The following is a 17662-nucleotide window of genomic DNA, read 5'->3' as shown; positions in this document are numbered from 1 at the left end:
ATCAAACAATGCATTCTTCGAATGCAAAGTTTCAACACTTATCCCTAACCCTATGGCTGGGATTTTTTTATTGTTCAAAAATAGAGAATCCAATCGCGGATTCTCTATTTTCTTGCTTATAAATCAGATATCTTAATCCGCTTTTCAAATAAGCCTGATGGTGATTGATAGATTAATTTAGCATCGGGAGATAAGGTTATACCAGCAGTCAATTCAGTCTTACCAAAGTCCTTAATGCCTAAGAAGCTGGAGCTAACCGAATTATCATGTAATCCCTGCAAAATTTGATGAATGACGTTTAGCTTGTCTTCAACCGATATATTAATAAATTTATCCCTCACATCATGAAGTTTTTTTCTAAAGCCTCTAGTATCAAATAATGTTAAATATTGATCAACTTTAGACACAATTTCATCAAACGTTGCAATTAATAGCTGATTTTCGTCATCATTAGTCATAAAGTTTTTTGTAATAACCCGCATGGCTTTATTAGACAAAGTCAGTTGCTTTGCATTATACATATAAACAGAAGATCCTACCATGAACTTTTTATCGCCATCTACAACAACTTGTTTATATGGAACTTTACCCTTAACAATCGAAAAATCTTTAACGCCTCGTTTACTTAAAATCGAATTCGCTAATTCTCGCTTCAAAAGAGCGTCATGTTCTGCTGTATTACGAGCCTGTTTTAACTTTTCTAAAGTCCGCATTGGAACCCCAACCACTTTATAAGTTGATTCTTTAGCTTTATCAATTTTGACAATAGCCATATAAGCTTTTGTATTATTTGAATAACCGCCATAAATTTTAGGATCCATTCCTTGAGCTTTTGAAATTAAACTCCGCGATTTAGCTGTATCACGCTCCAGCCTTGGGTAAAGCGTCATCTTGAACATTTCTTGATCTTGAACGTAAGTTTCCCGCGAAATCAGCATATGTTTAAAACTATAAGCTCGCCGTAAGGGATCAAAAATATCAGGATGCTTTTGAAAAAGTATTTCACCTGTATCTTTGCGACACAGCTGCTCTGGTGCTGGCTGATTAGGTTTGTCTTTTTGCAATAACAAGTAAATAAAGTTAAAACTACTCAACTCTTTAATACTTTGGCGTTCTTGTTCCGGATCAGAATTAATTTTTTTAAACTTGTTATAAACGAACAGTGGGCGAAGTTTCGGATACATTTGATACAAATAATTACCACAAACTGCAGTTAAATAAGCATCAATTGCATGATGGTAATCATTAACCGAGCGACTCTTGTATAAATTTAGACGTTTTCTTAACTCATGATTATAGCTAGCCTTAACGGTAATAACTTCAGTATTGGGATATTTCGTCTGTAAAATGATGGTAACTAACTTAATCACTTGGTTAGTTTCGACTAATTGTCGATTCACGAAGCCAGAACGTTGATATTTATTTAAGTTATCTGGATCTAATAATAGATTATTCAATTTAAATTTACTAATCATACCGGCTTTTTGCCACTGCTTCCACATAGCTACAACACTCATCTGCAAATCAGGAACAAAATTTGAACCAAAAAGCTTCAATGGAACATTATCCGATTTAGCATTGTTATTTGCTGAAGCTGTCAAAACTCGATTATTTAAAGAATCATCTTTAATAAATGACTGAGGCAAGATATGATCAATCTGATAACCCGTAGTAATTTCATCAATATTAATTCGTTGACCAGTGTAAGCATCCCGGCCACCTTGCATAAAGTACAGATAATATTTATCTTTCACTAGTTGCTTATTAGAAGTGGCTTGCTTTAAACTCTCGGCTAAGCCTGGTTCCACCAATTGACCGGCAGTCTTTTGATAAGCTTCCTGTAATTGTTTGCCCCGTTGCTTAGACAACTGCGGATTCTTCTCTGGCTCACGAGTAAATTCAATTGCAAATTGCTTAGGCGTCTTGCCACCAGCGGCTTTCACAATATCGGCTACTACTTTCATAACTTGGCGAATTGCTTTCTTATTGGCAGGCGAAGTATAAGCATCTGCTAACACATCTTCAATGGCATCAGTTTGATTATCCTGGATCAAATTAGCATTAGCTTGTTCCGTTGCAACTTTGAAATCAGGTTGCTTAACAATCTGCATGAAGTTTTGTTGGCTATCCCACAGTTGCTCCATGATATTTTGCCCATTTTGATCATGAAGACCGACTAACAACTTCCGTGACAAGCGTCCCCAGCCCTGATAACGTAAACTAGATAAAGCTTTAACTTGTTCATCTGTTAACCAGGCAATTTCTGATTGTTGAGCTTGTTTTAACTTAGCTTGATAAATTTCACGATCTTCAAAAATTGTTGCCCATTCAATAATTTTTTCCAAGTCCAATTGATAATTCTGATCATCTAGCTTATCACCTAAAACACCTAGCTTATTAAGCTGGTAGTAAGTCGCTAAACTGGAATTAAATTTGGTTGGGTCTGCCACACCTTCAATTTTAACAGTTGGTAAGTGATAATTCTGCTGTAAATAATCAGACAATCTCTTCTTAGAAATTGTTTTATGTTGCTTAAATAAATGATTATAAATATCTTGTTTAATATAAGGTTTTAACCGTTGGCCATTAACTCTAATATTATTTAATTCGTTTAACACCGTGAACTTTTGATACAACAAACTATTGGCGGGTAAAACATCCTCACCTAGTAAATAAGTGTCTTTAGTGGTCATACGCTTAATAAATTGATTAGCGGTAGCCATGCGATCCACTTTTTGATCAAAGTTCCACGGTGTAATGGCTTCATTCGGATTAGGATCTTGGCTATTACGAATCATCCACGCAAAATTTGCTCCTGAACTTTTTTGTTGTTCTTGATTGGTAATCATTGGTCCTACATAATAGGGCACGCGAAAACGCACTAGTTCGTCTAATTTATAAGGAGCTTGGTTCAAATGCTCAGTTACGGGATTAGGTTCCTTTAAAAATGAGTAATATTTGCTTTGATTTTGAATAATCCGATCCAGTTCAATCTGATGTAATTGATACGGAATGACTCCATTAGCATTAGTGCGTTGCTTAGGCATAAAAGTATCTAAATCTATTTCCGTCGAGATTTGTTTAGATTCGTCAGAATCGTCCAAGTTAGCTTTAACATTTTTATAAAATTCGTCTTTGCTTAATTCCTTAGTTGTGTTAAATTCTTTTTTGGCTTCTAATAACTTGCCGTGTCGATTATTTACATATAAGTCATAAGCTAAACTTAATTTTTTAGCCTTTTGGGAATCCGAATGATTAGCGATTACCTTTTTTAACAAACTAAGGTCTTTTTTATGATCTTCATACTTTCTAACCATTGTTTCCGATAAAGTCTTGCCTTCATCGACTAAAGTACTTAAAGTTACGGCCCCAAATAATTGCTTAATCTCTGTAATAATAGCCTGTTGTTGGTCGTCCAACTGATCAACAATAGCTGCCAATTTATCATCAGCATCTGTATCAATTAATTTAAATTCCCATTCCTTTTTTGCATCCGTATCTATCTCTTGACCTAAAATCACTTCAAAAGAAGCTTTATAACCCAAAATAGCATTTACAATTTGCTTAGCAATTGCTTTATTGGTTTTAATAGTTTCCTTAGTGTCATCTGGGTTATTAGTTATCAACAGTGCGGTGATTTCTTTTAACTTATCTGCTTTAAATTTTTTTGAATCTCGTAGTACATCTTCAATGGCTGCAGCATTCTCAATGGCTAATTGTAGTGGGTGCTCTACATTAATTGCTGCAAAAATATTATTCAAATGTTCTAAAGTTGATTGCACATCAATTTTGGAAGCATTAAAGCTCTGCACGGATGTGTTTTGTAAGAAATTTCCCCGATATTTTACAATATGATGAATTACTAAATAAACCAGACGCAAATCAAATTTGCGATCTTGAGTCATTAGAGCTTGCCGTAAATGATAAATTGTTGGATATTCGTGATAAAATGCATGATCTTCCTTAGGCGTTGGGAAAATAATCGCCTGGGCACTTTTTCTAGAATCTAAGGGTGACAACCCTGATTCTTTCAGTCGTGCAAAAAAATATGGATCCACTTGCGTCATTTCAGTAGCAAACAATTCTTCTAACAATCCTAAGCGCCATTTGCGCCGTTTCAACCGGCGGCGCGTCGTACGAAAACTACGACGATCTGCCGCAGAGATTCCTTCTTCAAACAGTCTTGCACCAATGGCTGTCTTACCCTGTAAATGTAATAATTGGTTTTTAGAATCTGTTACGGCATAACCACAGGAATTAGTTCCGATATCTAAGCCTATTATGTAGTCTTGTTTAACTTTGGTCATTAATCTATCTCCCTTTATATCTAGAATTAAATGAAAATACTTCAACATTTTATATTATAGTATTTTAATGTAAAGAAAGACAATTAATTTTGAATGAATTAATTTCTAAAGTTTTTACTTGTCTGTAACCATCTGATAATGACTTAGGTGAAGTACTGAATTTACTCTTACTTAAAATTTTAGTTGCAGATTGAATAAAATTATTTTTCGACAATCTAGTTAAAATTAATTCATTAGCTCCCTTTTCATCCACAAAGCATAACTTATTTTTTATTACAAAAATTTTTAGTTTTCAAATTAAAGCTTAAGGTTACATGAATAAGACTGTCCAAGAAGAATTTTAGTTTTTTAATTATTCAAGTTGAAATCGCAAAAAAAAGATGCCGAAAGTTCTATCATCGACATCTTCAAATTCAAAATTTATTTTTATTACTTATGGCCGCAATCGATTGATCATCCGTGGAAACGGAATAGCCTCACGCAAATGATCTAAATGACAAATCCACGTAATAGCCCGTTCTAAGCCCATGCCAAAACCAGAATGCGGCACAGAACCGTACTTGCGTAAATCTAGATACCAATCATAATCATCCAGATTCATGCCTTCTTTTTCCATCTCAGCTTTCATTTTGTCATAATCAACTGCCCGTTCAGAACCACCAATAATTTCGCCATAACCTTCCGGTGCTAATAAATCGGCACAAACGTAAACATCATCACGATCTTGCGCTTCTTTCATATAAAATGGCTTAATAGTTTTGGGATAGTTTAAAACAAAGACTGGTTGTTCAAATTGGTCAGAAATATAAGTTTCTTCGGGCGAGCCAAAATCGTCGCCCCATTTAATATCAAAACCACCCTTTTGACACATTTCTACTGCTTCATCGTAAGAAATCCGCGGATAAGGTAATTTAGTATAGCGTTCCAAGATTTTCGGATCACGATCCAATAACTTTAATTCATACTGACAATGGTCTAAGACCGCTTGAACCAAATAACTAATATAGCGTTCTTGTACCTGTAAACTTTCTTCTTGATGCATGAAAGCCATCTCCGGCTCAATCATCCAAAATTCGGTTAAATGCCGCCGCGTTTTGGATTTTTCCGCCCGAAAAGTTGGTCCAAAAGAAAAGACCTTGCCATAAGCCATGGCCCCAGCTTCCATATATAATTGACCACTTTGTGAAAGATAAGCTGGATTATCAAAATAATCCGTTTCAAATAATTCCGTCGTTCCTTCGGGTGCCGTTCCCGTCAAAATCGGCGGATCCATTTTAATGAAGCCTTCCTGCTTGAAGAAGCGGTAAGTGGCATCAATAATTTCATTACGAATTTGCATAATAGCAAAGGGCCGCCGTGAGCGTAACCACAAATGGCGATGGTCCAATAAAAATTCAATACCGTGTTCTTTCGGCGTAATGGGAAAATCTTCACTTTCACCAATAACTTCTAAATTAGAAACTTCAATTTCATAACCAAAATGTGAACGATCATCTTGATGAATAACTCCAGTAACATAAAAACTGGTTTCTTGACGTAACTTTTTAGCAACATCAAATAATTCTTCACCAACATCATTCTTCACCACAACACCTTGAAAGAAGGCTGTACCGTCACGCAATTGCAAAAAAGCAATCTTACCTGATGAACGCTTATCAGTTAACCAGACACCAATCTTCACTTCTTCATTAACATGATCCTTGGCATCAATAATTCGAATTGTTTCCACTACTTAGCCTCCAGTAATCTTTTGTTCATTACTTATAATTAATGATTAAAATTTATTCGTCTATTAAAAATTATAGCAGATCTTGACCAGATTGGTTAGGTGCATTGTTCATTTTACAGCTGGGGGAAAATTTTCCATTTTCTTTACAGTGCTCCCAAGATCAGCAGTTTGAACCAACATTGCTTTTCCAAGACAAGCTACAAATTATTAATTACTTGTAAAATTTTCGTATTTTTAAAATTGATCAAATAATAGCCTAACGTATGATTCTTATTCCGATAGGTTACTTCCCACACCAGCCGCTTTTTATCATAACCCAGGGCCACCTTATTAATTTTTTGGGGATGTTGATGCTCCTGAACCGTTTGTTGGACTTGCTGTACCAAATGAGGACTACCAGCAATGCTTTTAACAGCACCCGTTTGACCATTAATCAAAACATAAAAATATTGCTGTTGGCGATTTTTACCACCGACAGTAAAATATTGCTTTTGGCGGTCAAATTCGGAGTAAAAATTAACTTGTTCAATTCCGACCTGGGTTTGCGCTACTTTAATGGCTTGCTTTTTAGCAGAACTATGTGGCAGCACCATTAAGTATAAACTACCAATTAAGATAGCAATTACTACAATAATTCCGCCCCAAATTAACGAACTTTTCCATTGTCGTTTCATTTTTTCACCACACTTAGTTGTTGACTGATTTGTGCAACAGTTAAATCTGTCCGTAATAGCGGTAAATCTAACTCTTGATAAATTAGTTTACCATAATGTGCCGTCTGCAAGCGTTGATCTAGAAAAATTAACGTACCTTGATCTTTGGGACCGCGAATTAAACGTCCTACTTGTTGCTTCAAGCGACGCACAGCCGTCGGCAAACTTTCCACTTGAAAGGCATTATGACCTTGACGTTGCCAATATTGATTTTTAGCTTTCACAAACGGATCATCCGGTGCTTCAAATGGCAATTGCGTAATAATCACTAATTTTAAATGTTGCGGAGCTAAATTTAAGCCCGTACCAAAACTAGTTGTCGCTAATAAAATCGCTGTAGGATTTAAAGCAAAGCGTTTCTGTAACCGCCGGTTAGAACCCGAAATTGATTGTGCTAAAACCTCACGTTCATCAGTTAACCCGCTTATTTGCACAGCTTGATAAACTGCTTGCAAAGTCCGCAGAGAATTAAATAAAATCAACGTCTGCGTAGTCTGTGAGCGTAGCAATTCTACCAATTGCTGACCTAAAGTTGCAGCAAAATCAGTTTTGGCGGGGGCGCTAGCATCACTTGGCAGATAAACCTTTAAACGCGTTGCTACGGGAAAATCAGCTTGTAAACTTAACTTATTTTTTTGAGCAATGGGCGCTGTATAACCTAATTGCTGCAAAAAGTTTTGAAAACTATGTTGATATTTTAAGCCTGCTCCTAACAAAATGACCGTAGCAAACCGGTCCTTTAATGCGTCCATCACTGCTCGTTGATTAAAAACTTGCGTCGCTAATGTTAAACTATCCCAATTATGATAATCAACCATCGTGATAATAACCCCGCCTGTCTGCTGCTTGGTCAACTGCTGGATGATTGATTCTAATTGTTGTAGCTGCTGTTGCAATAATAAATACTCATTAGTAATTTGCTGTAACAAACGGTCAACAGCTAGTAAAGAATTACGTTTCGTTGCTTGATATAATCTGAGCAACGGCAAAACGACCGCTAATAAAGCTTGAAGAGCTTGTGAACATTGCTGCAAATAAGTGATTGTCGTCGCCTGAATTTCCGTCTGTGAAATTCCTAGTTGCACAGACCCACTTCTCTGCTGCAAAGTTAGCTTTTGTTTGACATAATTAGTCATTAAATCTGCACTTAAGCGGTGCAAACTAGCTGTTAATTCGCCAAACTTTTGTTCAAACTCGGTCAAATTCGTATAACGCCACGATTGCCAGCGATTTTGTTGAAAAAATTGCCGTAATAGAACCCGGTTTTGGTACAATAAATCACTCAAATGTTTCAGTGCTGTTTGCGTCGTTGCCAAATTGAATTGCGCTTGCGGTTGTAAAGTTTGTTGTAATAAATTAGCTGCCTCATCAACAATCACGCTCTGAGCAGTTTGCCAAACATCTAAATCCAAATGCCGTAATAAATAATTTTGGTTGGTCACAATTAAAGAACTTTGTCGGGCTGTTTGTAATTGGCGGTGCCAAAAATCATATTCCATAAATAAACCACTAGTGCGGTGACCCGAACTGCGTAATAAACGAAAAATTTCCGTTTGATCATTTGTAATATTTAATTCTTGTAAATTACCACTGGTCGTTTGGGTCAACCACACCAAAATTTTCAGCAATAATAATTTAGTTTGCCGACCTTTTGTCGTTTGGGTTAATAACCGATAAAAATTATCTAAATCTAAATAATCCTGTGCACTAGATAACTGCGCCACTTCATAATGACGCTGTCGCAATTGTTCAATTTGCGGCCAGTCCTTTGTTAAAATTTGTTGTTGCAACAACTTTGTTGAAGTGGCAACGACTATTTTTTGACCTTGATCTAACTGATAACTAACTGGCAATAAATAACCCAAAGTTTTGCCTAACCCCGTCGGGGCATCTATTAGTGCCAAAGGCGCTTCTTGCGTCAATTTACGTTGAACAAAGTTCATCAATTTAGCCTGTTGTGGACGCCATTGTAATTGTTCTTTAAACAATGCTAATTTCTGTTTTTTAGTCACCGGAAAAGTAGCGGACGACAAGAAACTTGCACTCGTGCTCAACGGTTTTTGTAAAACAATCTGGTGGCTCATCACTAAATTGTTCGGTAGGCTTTGCTTCTCATTCAATAACGGCTGGGCCACTTGCGTAATAAAGTCCCCAGTCTGTCGTAAAAAGTTTGGTGCTGCTTTGACCAACCATCTTAAAGTGGGCGCTGGTAATTTTAACAAGCGCTCGCGTAACTTTAAAAATAAAATGGCTGTTGCTAAGGCATCACTGTCAGCTTGATGCGGTGCTAAATGATCAATCTCTAAATAACGTGTCAAATCAACTAATTTAAAACTAGGCGCCTGCGGTAACAACACTTGCGCCAATTCCACCGTATCAATCGCCGCACAATTAAGTTGAGGTAAATTGGCCGCAGTTAATTCAGACTGTAAAAAGGGCAAGTCAAAATTAACATTATGCGCCACAAAAGTGGCATCCTTTAATAATTCAAAAATGGACTGGGCATGTTTTTGAAAAACCGCTTGCTGTTGCAGTTGCTCGTTAGTTATTCCGGTTAAATTACTAATTCGTTTAGTTATTGGTTGCTCTGGATTAATTAAAAAAGTAATCTGATCTTGGATTTGCCAATTTTCAATCACAACCGCTGCAAACTGAATAATTCGATCATTATCTTGACGACTAGTTCCCGTGGTTTCTAAATCAACCACAACATACTTTTTATTCTTCATACAGTCTAGTTTACCTTAATTATTTGATTAACGGACAATAAACAAAGGAATTTATCTACTACCGGTAAGTGCAAAATTTGTTGGGCTGCTTGTTGATACAAATTGAGCTGCCCCGAATATTTCTGTACAATTTGTTGGACTGAGTGTTCCCCTGTAGCTTGCCGTAAATTAACGTGATCAGTTTTATAATCAAATAACACTACTTGTTGGGCTTGATTAACAAATAAACCATCAATGATTCCGTGGACTAGAATTTGATCATCACCTAGTTGTTGTTGGGGAAAAATTTGTTGGGCCGGCAAAACCATCGAAAAAGTCCATTCTCGGTGTAAGGTTTTTTGATTTTCAATAATCTGCTGTCCTAAAGTAGAAGCATAGAAGTTTTCTAAGCTGACAAAGTCAATCTGTTGCGCCACATTGGCACTCAACGCCTTTTGTGCCACTAATTGTTGGGCCAAAGCCTGAAAATCTTGCTGCGTGGGGGTCTGCGTTAAAGTGATTTTTTGCAATAACAAATGCGTAGCACTCCCCACATCAACTGGTGTCACCTGGGATTTATCCTGACTTAAAAACCTCGGCCGCTTAAAATCATTTAAGACATAACGTTGACCGGAAGTTGACTGGGCTTGTAAATCTAAAGTGGGTAAAGTTTGATCATCGGGATTCGCAAATAAATGCTTGATTTCGGAGACGGATTGATAAGCAGTCGTGGTGGTGGCAATCTGTTGAGGATATTGAAAGCCTAAAATTTGCCGCGCAGTTTTCAGAAAAAGATCATCCATTACTGGTGCACTAGTCGCAGGTGTTTGATCATTGGGGGGTGTTAGTAGCGGCTTTTTCTTTTCTAATGGAACTGCCATAAAGCGGGCCACAAACTGAAAATTACTATTTTTTTTAGGTTCAATCACTATGGTTTCAGCTTGCTGTTTCAACGTGCCGGCTAAGGCCAAAATGGGCTGGATCATCTCTTGAAACGAATGAAAATTGGTCCGCAAACCAATATCTAAAACGGTTGTTTCGCCAGTTAGTCCTAGGTGCCATTTTTCAAACGCCACTTCCGGATCATCTTTAACTGACCCCACCAAAATCAACTTTTGTTGAGCTCGGGTTAATGCTACATAAAGCAAGCGAATTTCTTCTGACAAAACCTTATTTTTTTGATTAGCTTTTAAAGCGGTCATCGGCAAGGTTTCATAAAAGATACGGTTTTTTGTATCTAAATACTTAATTCCCATGCCCTGCTGGGCATCTAATAAATACCCTTTTCTAACATCCATCAAATTAAAACTATGATCCAGATTTAAAACAAAGACAAGCGGAAATTCCAAGCCTTTACTACCATGAATCGTTAAGGCCTGCACTTCATCTTGTTGTCCATGGTGTTCAACTGGTTGACTCAAATCTTGATCGTTATCTTCAATGTGTTCAATAAAATGAATAAACTGAAACAGTCCCTTAAATCCTTGCTGCTCAAATTCATCAGCTCGTTGGTACAAAGCGTGCAAATTGCTGACCCGTTGGGAACCGTTAGGCATTCCTTGCACATAAGACAAATATCCCGTCTTTAAATAAACCTGCCAAATTAAGGCGGCCAAACTAATTTTCGGTGCTAATCTGCGAAAACTGGTTAATTGCTCCATAAAAGTCGTCACTTTTTGCGTTAAGCGCTGCGCAAAAGCATTTTTTTGGTTATACTCTCGATCTTTTAAATAATGTTCTACTCGTTGATAGTAATTATCGCCACGTTGATTAATCCGTAAATACGCTAATTCATTTTCATCTAAACCAACAATGGCCGAACGCAAGACTGCTACTAAAGCAATATCTTGTTGAGGGTTATCAATAATTTTTAACATCGACAACATGACTTGCACTTCGGTTGCCTGAAAATAATTAGCAGCATCATGAACGACAATCGGAATTTGTGCTTGATTAAATTGTTCAATTAAATCATTATTCAAACTTTTTACCCGCGTCAAGATAGCAATATCACTATAACGGAGGGAACGTAATTTTTGCGTTTGCCGATCATAAACTTGAAAATTAGCCGCTTTTAACTCTTGAATGCGTTGAATAATCAATTGAATTTGTGCTTGTTCATTCGTCAAATGGCTCGCAGTCAAGGAAGATTGCTGTAAGAACAACACCTCGCTAGTAGCATCACACTTGGCGGGAAACTGACTACCAGCTTGCAACTGCGCCGTTTGGTCATAGTCGACCTCCCCTAAGGTTTGATCCATAATATGACGGAAGATTTCATTGACTGTGGCTAAAACATTGGGATGTGAGCGAAAATTAGTCGTTAAATTAATCAATTGACCAACAGTTGGGTCTTGTTGCATGGCTTGAAATTTATGCGTGAATAAAAATGGTGCTGCCTGCCGAAAACCATAGATTGACTGTTTAACATCGCCCACCATAAATAAATTACCGGGATTTGACTGTTTGATTTGTTGAATAATTGCTTCTTGTAATGGATTAGTATCCTGATACTCATCTACTAAAATTTCGTGAAATAAAGTTTGATAATATTCTCGGGCAACTTGTTGTCCTTGATAATCCACCTGCAAGATTTTTAAACAATAATGTTCCAAATCATTAAAGTCTAGGCTATGTTGACGCTGCTTTTGTTTTTGAAAAGCCGTTAAAAAGCACTCTTCAACTTCTACCACTTTATCAATTAAATGTTCACTAGCTTGTAAAATTTGGCACCATTGATTGTTATCTAAAACACAATACTTATATTGCCATTCCTGGATTAATTGACTCACGATTTTTTTCTTAGCTTTAAACGGCTCCACAATGCTACTATCACTTTTAGCTTTAGCCCGTCCCTTGATCGGTGTTAATGCTAAAACGCGTTGGCGCAACTGATCCCACTTTAATTGCTTGAGATCAGTTAATAACGCATTAACTTGCTGTAACAACGTCTCAACACTGGTTTGATAACCATTTAGCTCCGTAAAATTAGTAGCTTGTTCGGCTAAATCACTGACTTGTACAATTAGATAATGCAATTGTTGTTCCAAAAAATCTAAAAAATATTTTTGATAAAAATTGGCGGCACTCACGTCACCAACTACTTGATAATCCGCGGCTAATTGGTGCAACCACTGTTGGGGATTTTCATTAGTTAACGCAAAGTCGGTTAATTTAAAAAATAAATTTTCCACTTCACTATCGTCATTACCCGTGGCAAAATTATTTTCTAATGCTAGAAAGTCACTATCGGCGGCTTGGTAATACGCACTGCGAACGTGCTGCCAAGCCCGTTCTTGGAGCAAAAAGCGTTCATTAGAGTCACTTAACAAACGAAAAACTGGATCTAAGTCGATTAAATAATAAAATTTACGAATTACTTGTAAACAAAAGGCATGCAAAGTGCTGATAGAAGCGCCCGGAATTTTAGCTAATTGGGCGCGTAAGTGCTGCACTAATTGTGGCTTGGTAGCTTGTTGAGCCGCCAGCTGAACTTGTTGTAATAAGCGCTGCTTCATTTCTTGAGCCGCTGCTTCAGTAAAAGTGACAATTAATAAGTGCTCAATCTGTTCACCCTGTTGCAATTGCCGAACAATACGTTCCACTAAGATTTTAGTTTTGCCGGCCCCAGCAGACGCTGAAACCAAAATATCACTGCCCGTAGCCATTAGTGCTTGGCGTTGATCTGCAGTCGGACTAAATTCTGTCATTACTTTTGCTCCTTTTCGTGCTGCAACAACTCAAAGAATTTTTTCTTATTCAATTTGGTTAAATTTCGATATTGATTTTCCGGTAACATGGCATCAAATTGCATAATTGGCAAATAATCACTATATTGCAAAGTGGTTTGTTGCCGGTTTAAACGTAAGGGACTGATGGCGTCAACACCTTGAAAAATTTGGCGAGCTGCTTGCTTAATCAACTTTTGATTAAAATCGACCATCTGTTGAAATTGGGTCGGACTCACCACTTTACTAGCTAAAACCCGATGTTTTTTTCCAATTTGAAAAACTTGTGACGCTGTCTCATCAATTGATGGATCTAACGCTAAGGCACTCTTGCCATCGTCAATAATCAAACCTTTATACTGATACTGTTTAAACCACAAATTAGCCGCTTGACTCAAATCGCCTTTCAAATCTTCAACATTGACTGCGGGATTTTGTAAATGAAAATAAAAACCACCAACCGGTAACATTGCGCCATTAAATAATGACGAATCATTTAATAAACTGGTTAAATAAGTCATCATCTGCAAATCTAAACCGGCATAAAACTTTTTAAAATCAAAATCTCGAGCGCTAGATTTATAATCAACCACAAAATAATAGTTCGGGGCACTTTCCAATTGATCAATCCGATCAATCCGCCCCCGCACAATAATTTGGTGCTCATCCGCTAATTCTAGGCGCAAAGGTTGCAAATCATGTTGCGCCCCAACTTGCCCAAAAGTTACCTCGGTTTTCCACGGGGTAAATTGTGCATCCTGAGCTTGTTGCCGTAAAACTTCCAGCGATTGTTGAACCGTCATCACCATCCGTTGCTGGATGAATTGTTCATTGTGCGAAAAGATTTGGTAAGCTGGCTGCGCCAAGACTTGTTCAATAACTTGTTGGGCAATTGTCTGTAACTGTTTTGCTTGCAATTCACTCCACGCAATACCTTTCATTTGTAATTGCTTCACCGTTAAGTCCATCACCTCATGAAAAAATGTTCCTTGATTAGCTGGCGTAATTTTAAATTCTGGACGCGGCTTTAATCCTAGACCATATTTCAAAAAATATTCGTAAGGATTCTGATAAAACGTTTCAAGTTGAGAAATGGAGACTGTCAATTCTTGACCGTATAATTGTTGACTAATTTGGGCTGTTAACGGAACGGCAATATTTTGATAAGATAAGCCGGACCAAATTTTAGACAAGTACTGCTGAGCGGCACCATCAGATTGAAAAAGTAAGTCTTTAATGGCCTGCCAAGCTGGGGCGACAGGAATTTGTTGGGTTTTACTATGACGATAAACAGCTAACAAATGATCCGCTGTCAAAACGGGACTACCTAATAATTGTAAAACCGCAGTCGGTGAAGTAGGTTCCACAAAGTCCACCACTTGTTCAGTAATTTGAAAATGCTGCTTTAAGATTCGCACATAGGGTGATAATTGGACGGCAGCTTCATTTTTAGTTTGCGCATAAGTAAAAATTAATCTTTGGCTGCTACTTAAAAAGGCCAGATCATGTAAATATGGTTCAAAACTATTTAACTGTTCTTTAGTGGGTGGCAGTGTTTCATCACTAGCCAGTAAAGGTTGTAAGGCCGCTAAATCATCATCACTAAACAAACTCACCGCTTCATTAACTTGTGGCATATCCTGGTCATTAGCGCTTAAAATAATGGTAATTTTTCGTTGTGCGACTTGCTGTGCTCCTAAACCCGAGATTTGGACAGCATCTAACGCCGCCGGAATAGTTAAATACTGAGCTTCATCAAAACCATTATCCAAAACAATTAAGAACTCAGTAGCCGCAAACTTCTGAGTACCAAATAAGTCGACAAATTCGTCTAAAATCTGTACGAAAGTATTCACTACTTGCTCTGGCTGTTGACTCAACGCTAAATTTCCTTGATCAATGGCAGCTGTTTCCCATTGTTTGAGGTTAGCAAAGACTTGTAAATCAACTAGTAATTGATATAACTGGCTGCAAGCTTGTTGGACAGTGATTTCTTGTTGCACTAGTTGTTGTACTTGGTGATAAATATGGGCCACCAAATGCTTAATCGTATTAATTTGTTTAAATTGATGCTGAATTTCTGTTGTCGGATGCTGCCCTAACGCCGCAAAGTCTTTAGCCGCAAGCCAATCCCTGGCTTGTAAGCCATGTGCTAAACAGTAATTATCTGTGAGGTCAACTGCCTGACGATACTGTTCTAAGGTCAAATTTTGCGGTACTACTAATTCCGTCCGCAATAAGCGCATAATATCAGCGTATTGCAGATTATTTTGCACTAAAGCAAATAAACTATCAATAACATCTTTAAATGCATGATCACGCATCGAATGTGGTAAATCCACAAAATAACTCAGGCCTTGATTTTGAAAATACGGATCAATTATTTGTTGATAATCCGTTAAATTCCGTGCTAAAACCAAAAAGTCACGGTAGCGGTAACCTTGAGTCGCCACCAACTGTCGAATATAAGTAGTCACTGCTAATAACTCTTGTTGCTGCGTGCTAGCTTGCCAAATTTGTACTGAACTATCATCCTGCAATTGTTCCGGTTGTGGATGCGTTAATTGAGTATTTTGGGCGATCCAAAAGTCTTCCACGCAAGCTAAATCCGCCGTTACTCGTCGAGTTTGAGCCACTTGTGTTGTATAAGCAACGCCACTTTGGCGACAAGTCTGCGTCAACCATTGAAAGACTTGTTGGGGGCGTTGAAAAAAAGGCGTTGTTTGTTGATCATTAACCGGATGATCTAAGGTCAGGCTTATTTCGACAGTCGCAGCATGAGTCAAAATAGCCTGTAAAACTAATAATTCCTCTGCCGAAAATTGTGTAAAGTCACTAATAAAATAATGTAACTGCTGTTGTTGGGGATCAGCCCGTAAAAACTGGGTTAACAATGTTAATAACTGGTGCTCATCATTATAATTCGTCGTGATCTTTTGCCAGTATTGCTCGTAAATTAAACTTAAATCTAATAGCTTTAAATGCAAATCACCAGTTTGTGAGATATCTTGTGCCATCATCTGTAAGCGTTGCGGCGTAATATGATTTTTGATGAAATTATCTAGTTGTTGTTGTAAATCTTGAATAAAACCAATATGTTTAACCTCACCGCCGTACAAATGTAATTGTCCAGCTTGTTGTTGCACAATATCAGCTAATAACATCACTTGCGTTGTCTGGGTTAACTGCGGACTTTGGTAAATGGGATCGTTGCGTAAAAAATACCACGCCAAGCGGGAAAAAGAAAAAACTTGTAGCCGATTGGTTGCAATAATCTGTTGGGGAGCGGATTTTAATTGCGTTAAAATCTGCACTTCCCGTTCAAACTTCACATGATCTGGCACTAACCAAATAAAATTATCTTGCGGATACTGTTTTAGTTGCTGCTTTAAGTCTTTTAACATTAAAGCGTGCTTGTCTTTTTGCATCGTACCCAAAACTAATTTTAATGACATGAAAACCTCCTGGATAAACTTTTAACGATGAAAAGGTGCGTTTTAAGTCTAAATTGTGTAAAATAAAAGACTATGAGAAAGGTGATTTTATGACGAATTGTGGTCAAGCCCACGGTAAAATAATTTTAATCGGTGAACACGCGGTGGTCTACGGCCAACCAGCCATCACTATTCCGCTCTTGGATATTCCCACCACAGTAACGGTTCAACCCATAACAACTGAAACAACTATTGCTTCTCAATATTATCACGGTTCATTAACCAATGTTTTACCAGAATTACAAGGAATTGCGACCTTAATTAAATTATTAATGCGCGATTTACCCATTACCCAGCACCTGCAAATAACCATTGCTAGTCAGTTGCCCATTGAACGTGGAATGGGCTCCTCCGCCGCCACTGGAGCGGCCATTACTAAGGCACTCTTTAATTATACACATACGCCTTTAGAACAGGCTACATTACTTCATTATACTAATTTTTCTGAGAAAATTATCCATGGTACTCCGAGTGGTGTCGATGCCGTCACCGTCAACTCCAAGCAACCGATCTATTTTATTAAAGATCAATTAATTCAGCCGTTTACCATGAATCTCTGTGCCTACTTAGTTATTATTGACTCTGGAATTACCGGGAACACGGGCCAAGCGGTGCATGACTTACGCGTGTTGAAACAGCAACAACCACAACTGGTCAATCAAAAATTAGCTACATTAGGACAATTGACTAAGCAAGCACAAACCTGTTTACAACAACAACAAGTCACGCAACTCGGCCACATTTTTACACAAGCCCAAACGATTTTACATGACTTAAAAATCAGTTTGCCTTTTCTCGATCAATTAATTAAAGTTGCTAATCAAGCAGGCGCGCTCGGCACTAAAATCACTGGCGGTGGTCGTGGCGGTTGTTTGATTGCCCTAGCTTCAGATCAAACTAACGCTCAAATCATCAGCCAGGCTGTCATGAATGCCGGTGCTCACCAAACTTGGATTCAATCACTTCAACAAAGATAGGAATTA

Annotated in this window: 7 protein-coding genes; 1 reads left to right on the top strand and 6 read right to left on the bottom strand. The window is 37.7% G+C overall.

From position 1 onward, the window contains the following. Window positions 1-116: 116 nt before the first annotated feature. The 6 genes from cas9 to AC3B6Y_RS08615 form a co-directional block, all read right to left on the bottom strand. Complete coding sequence (cas9, locus tag AC3B6Y_RS08640; RefSeq protein WP_489790999.1) at window positions 117-4307, bottom strand: type II CRISPR RNA-guided endonuclease Cas9; 4191 nt, start codon at window positions 4305-4307, stop codon at window positions 117-119. A gap of 433 nt (window positions 4308-4740) precedes the next feature. Continuing rightward, entirely contained in the window at window positions 4741-6036 is a 1296-nt protein-coding gene (gene asnS, locus AC3B6Y_RS08635) for an asparagine--tRNA ligase (protein ID WP_489790998.1), read from the bottom strand. Between the two features lie 197 nt (window positions 6037-6233). Further along, entirely contained in the window at window positions 6234-6710 is a 477-nt protein-coding gene (locus AC3B6Y_RS08630) for a cell wall elongation regulator TseB-like domain-containing protein (RefSeq protein ID WP_489757653.1), read from the bottom strand. Further along, complete coding sequence (locus AC3B6Y_RS08625) at window positions 6707-9478, bottom strand: helicase C-terminal domain-containing protein (RefSeq protein WP_489757652.1); 2772 nt, start codon at window positions 9476-9478, stop codon at window positions 6707-6709. The genes AC3B6Y_RS08630 and AC3B6Y_RS08625 overlap by 4 nt, the downstream gene beginning before the upstream one ends. A 5-nt stretch (window positions 9479-9483) precedes the next feature. Then, complete coding sequence (gene addA, locus AC3B6Y_RS08620) at window positions 9484-13167, bottom strand: helicase-exonuclease AddAB subunit AddA (protein ID WP_489790997.1); 3684 nt, start codon at window positions 13165-13167, stop codon at window positions 9484-9486. Continuing rightward, on the bottom strand, window positions 13167-16640 hold the full coding sequence (locus tag AC3B6Y_RS08615; protein WP_489790996.1) for a PD-(D/E)XK nuclease family protein: 3474 nt from the start codon (window positions 16638-16640) through the stop codon (window positions 13167-13169). Before AC3B6Y_RS08615 ends, addA begins: the two co-directional genes overlap by 1 nt. Before the next feature lie 89 nt (window positions 16641-16729). Here AC3B6Y_RS08615 and mvk point away from each other — a divergent pair, with 89 nt between their 5' ends. Then, the gene (gene mvk / locus AC3B6Y_RS08610; RefSeq protein ID WP_489790995.1) at window positions 16730-17656 is read left to right on the top strand and encodes a mevalonate kinase; all 927 of its coding nucleotides are present in this window, start codon (window positions 16730-16732) and stop codon (window positions 17654-17656) included. The last annotated feature ends 6 nt before the right edge of the window (window positions 17657-17662 follow it).

This window comes from Bombilactobacillus sp. ESL1092 (assembly GCF_058107465.1).
Note: the sequence above shows the minus strand (reverse complement) of the source record. Positions and strands in the feature narration are given on the sequence as shown.

Bases quoted from the DNA above. Each gene is read 5' to 3' on its own strand.
- cas9 (WP_489790999.1), bottom strand. From the start codon at position 4,307: ATGACCAAAGTTAAACAAGACTACATAATAGGCTTAGATATCGGAACT.
- mvk (WP_489790995.1), top strand. From the start codon at position 16,730: ATGACGAATTGTGGTCAAGCCCACGGTAAAATAATTTTAATCGGTGAA.
- AC3B6Y_RS08630 (WP_489757653.1), bottom strand. From the start codon at position 6,710: ATGAAACGACAATGGAAAAGTTCGTTAATTTGGGGCGGAATTATTGTA.
- AC3B6Y_RS08615 (WP_489790996.1), bottom strand. From the start codon at position 16,640: ATGTCATTAAAATTAGTTTTGGGTACGATGCAAAAAGACAAGCACGCT.
- addA (WP_489790997.1), bottom strand. From the start codon at position 13,167: ATGACAGAATTTAGTCCGACTGCAGATCAACGCCAAGCACTAATGGCT.
- AC3B6Y_RS08625 (WP_489757652.1), bottom strand. From the start codon at position 9,478: ATGAAGAATAAAAAGTATGTTGTGGTTGATTTAGAAACCACGGGAACT.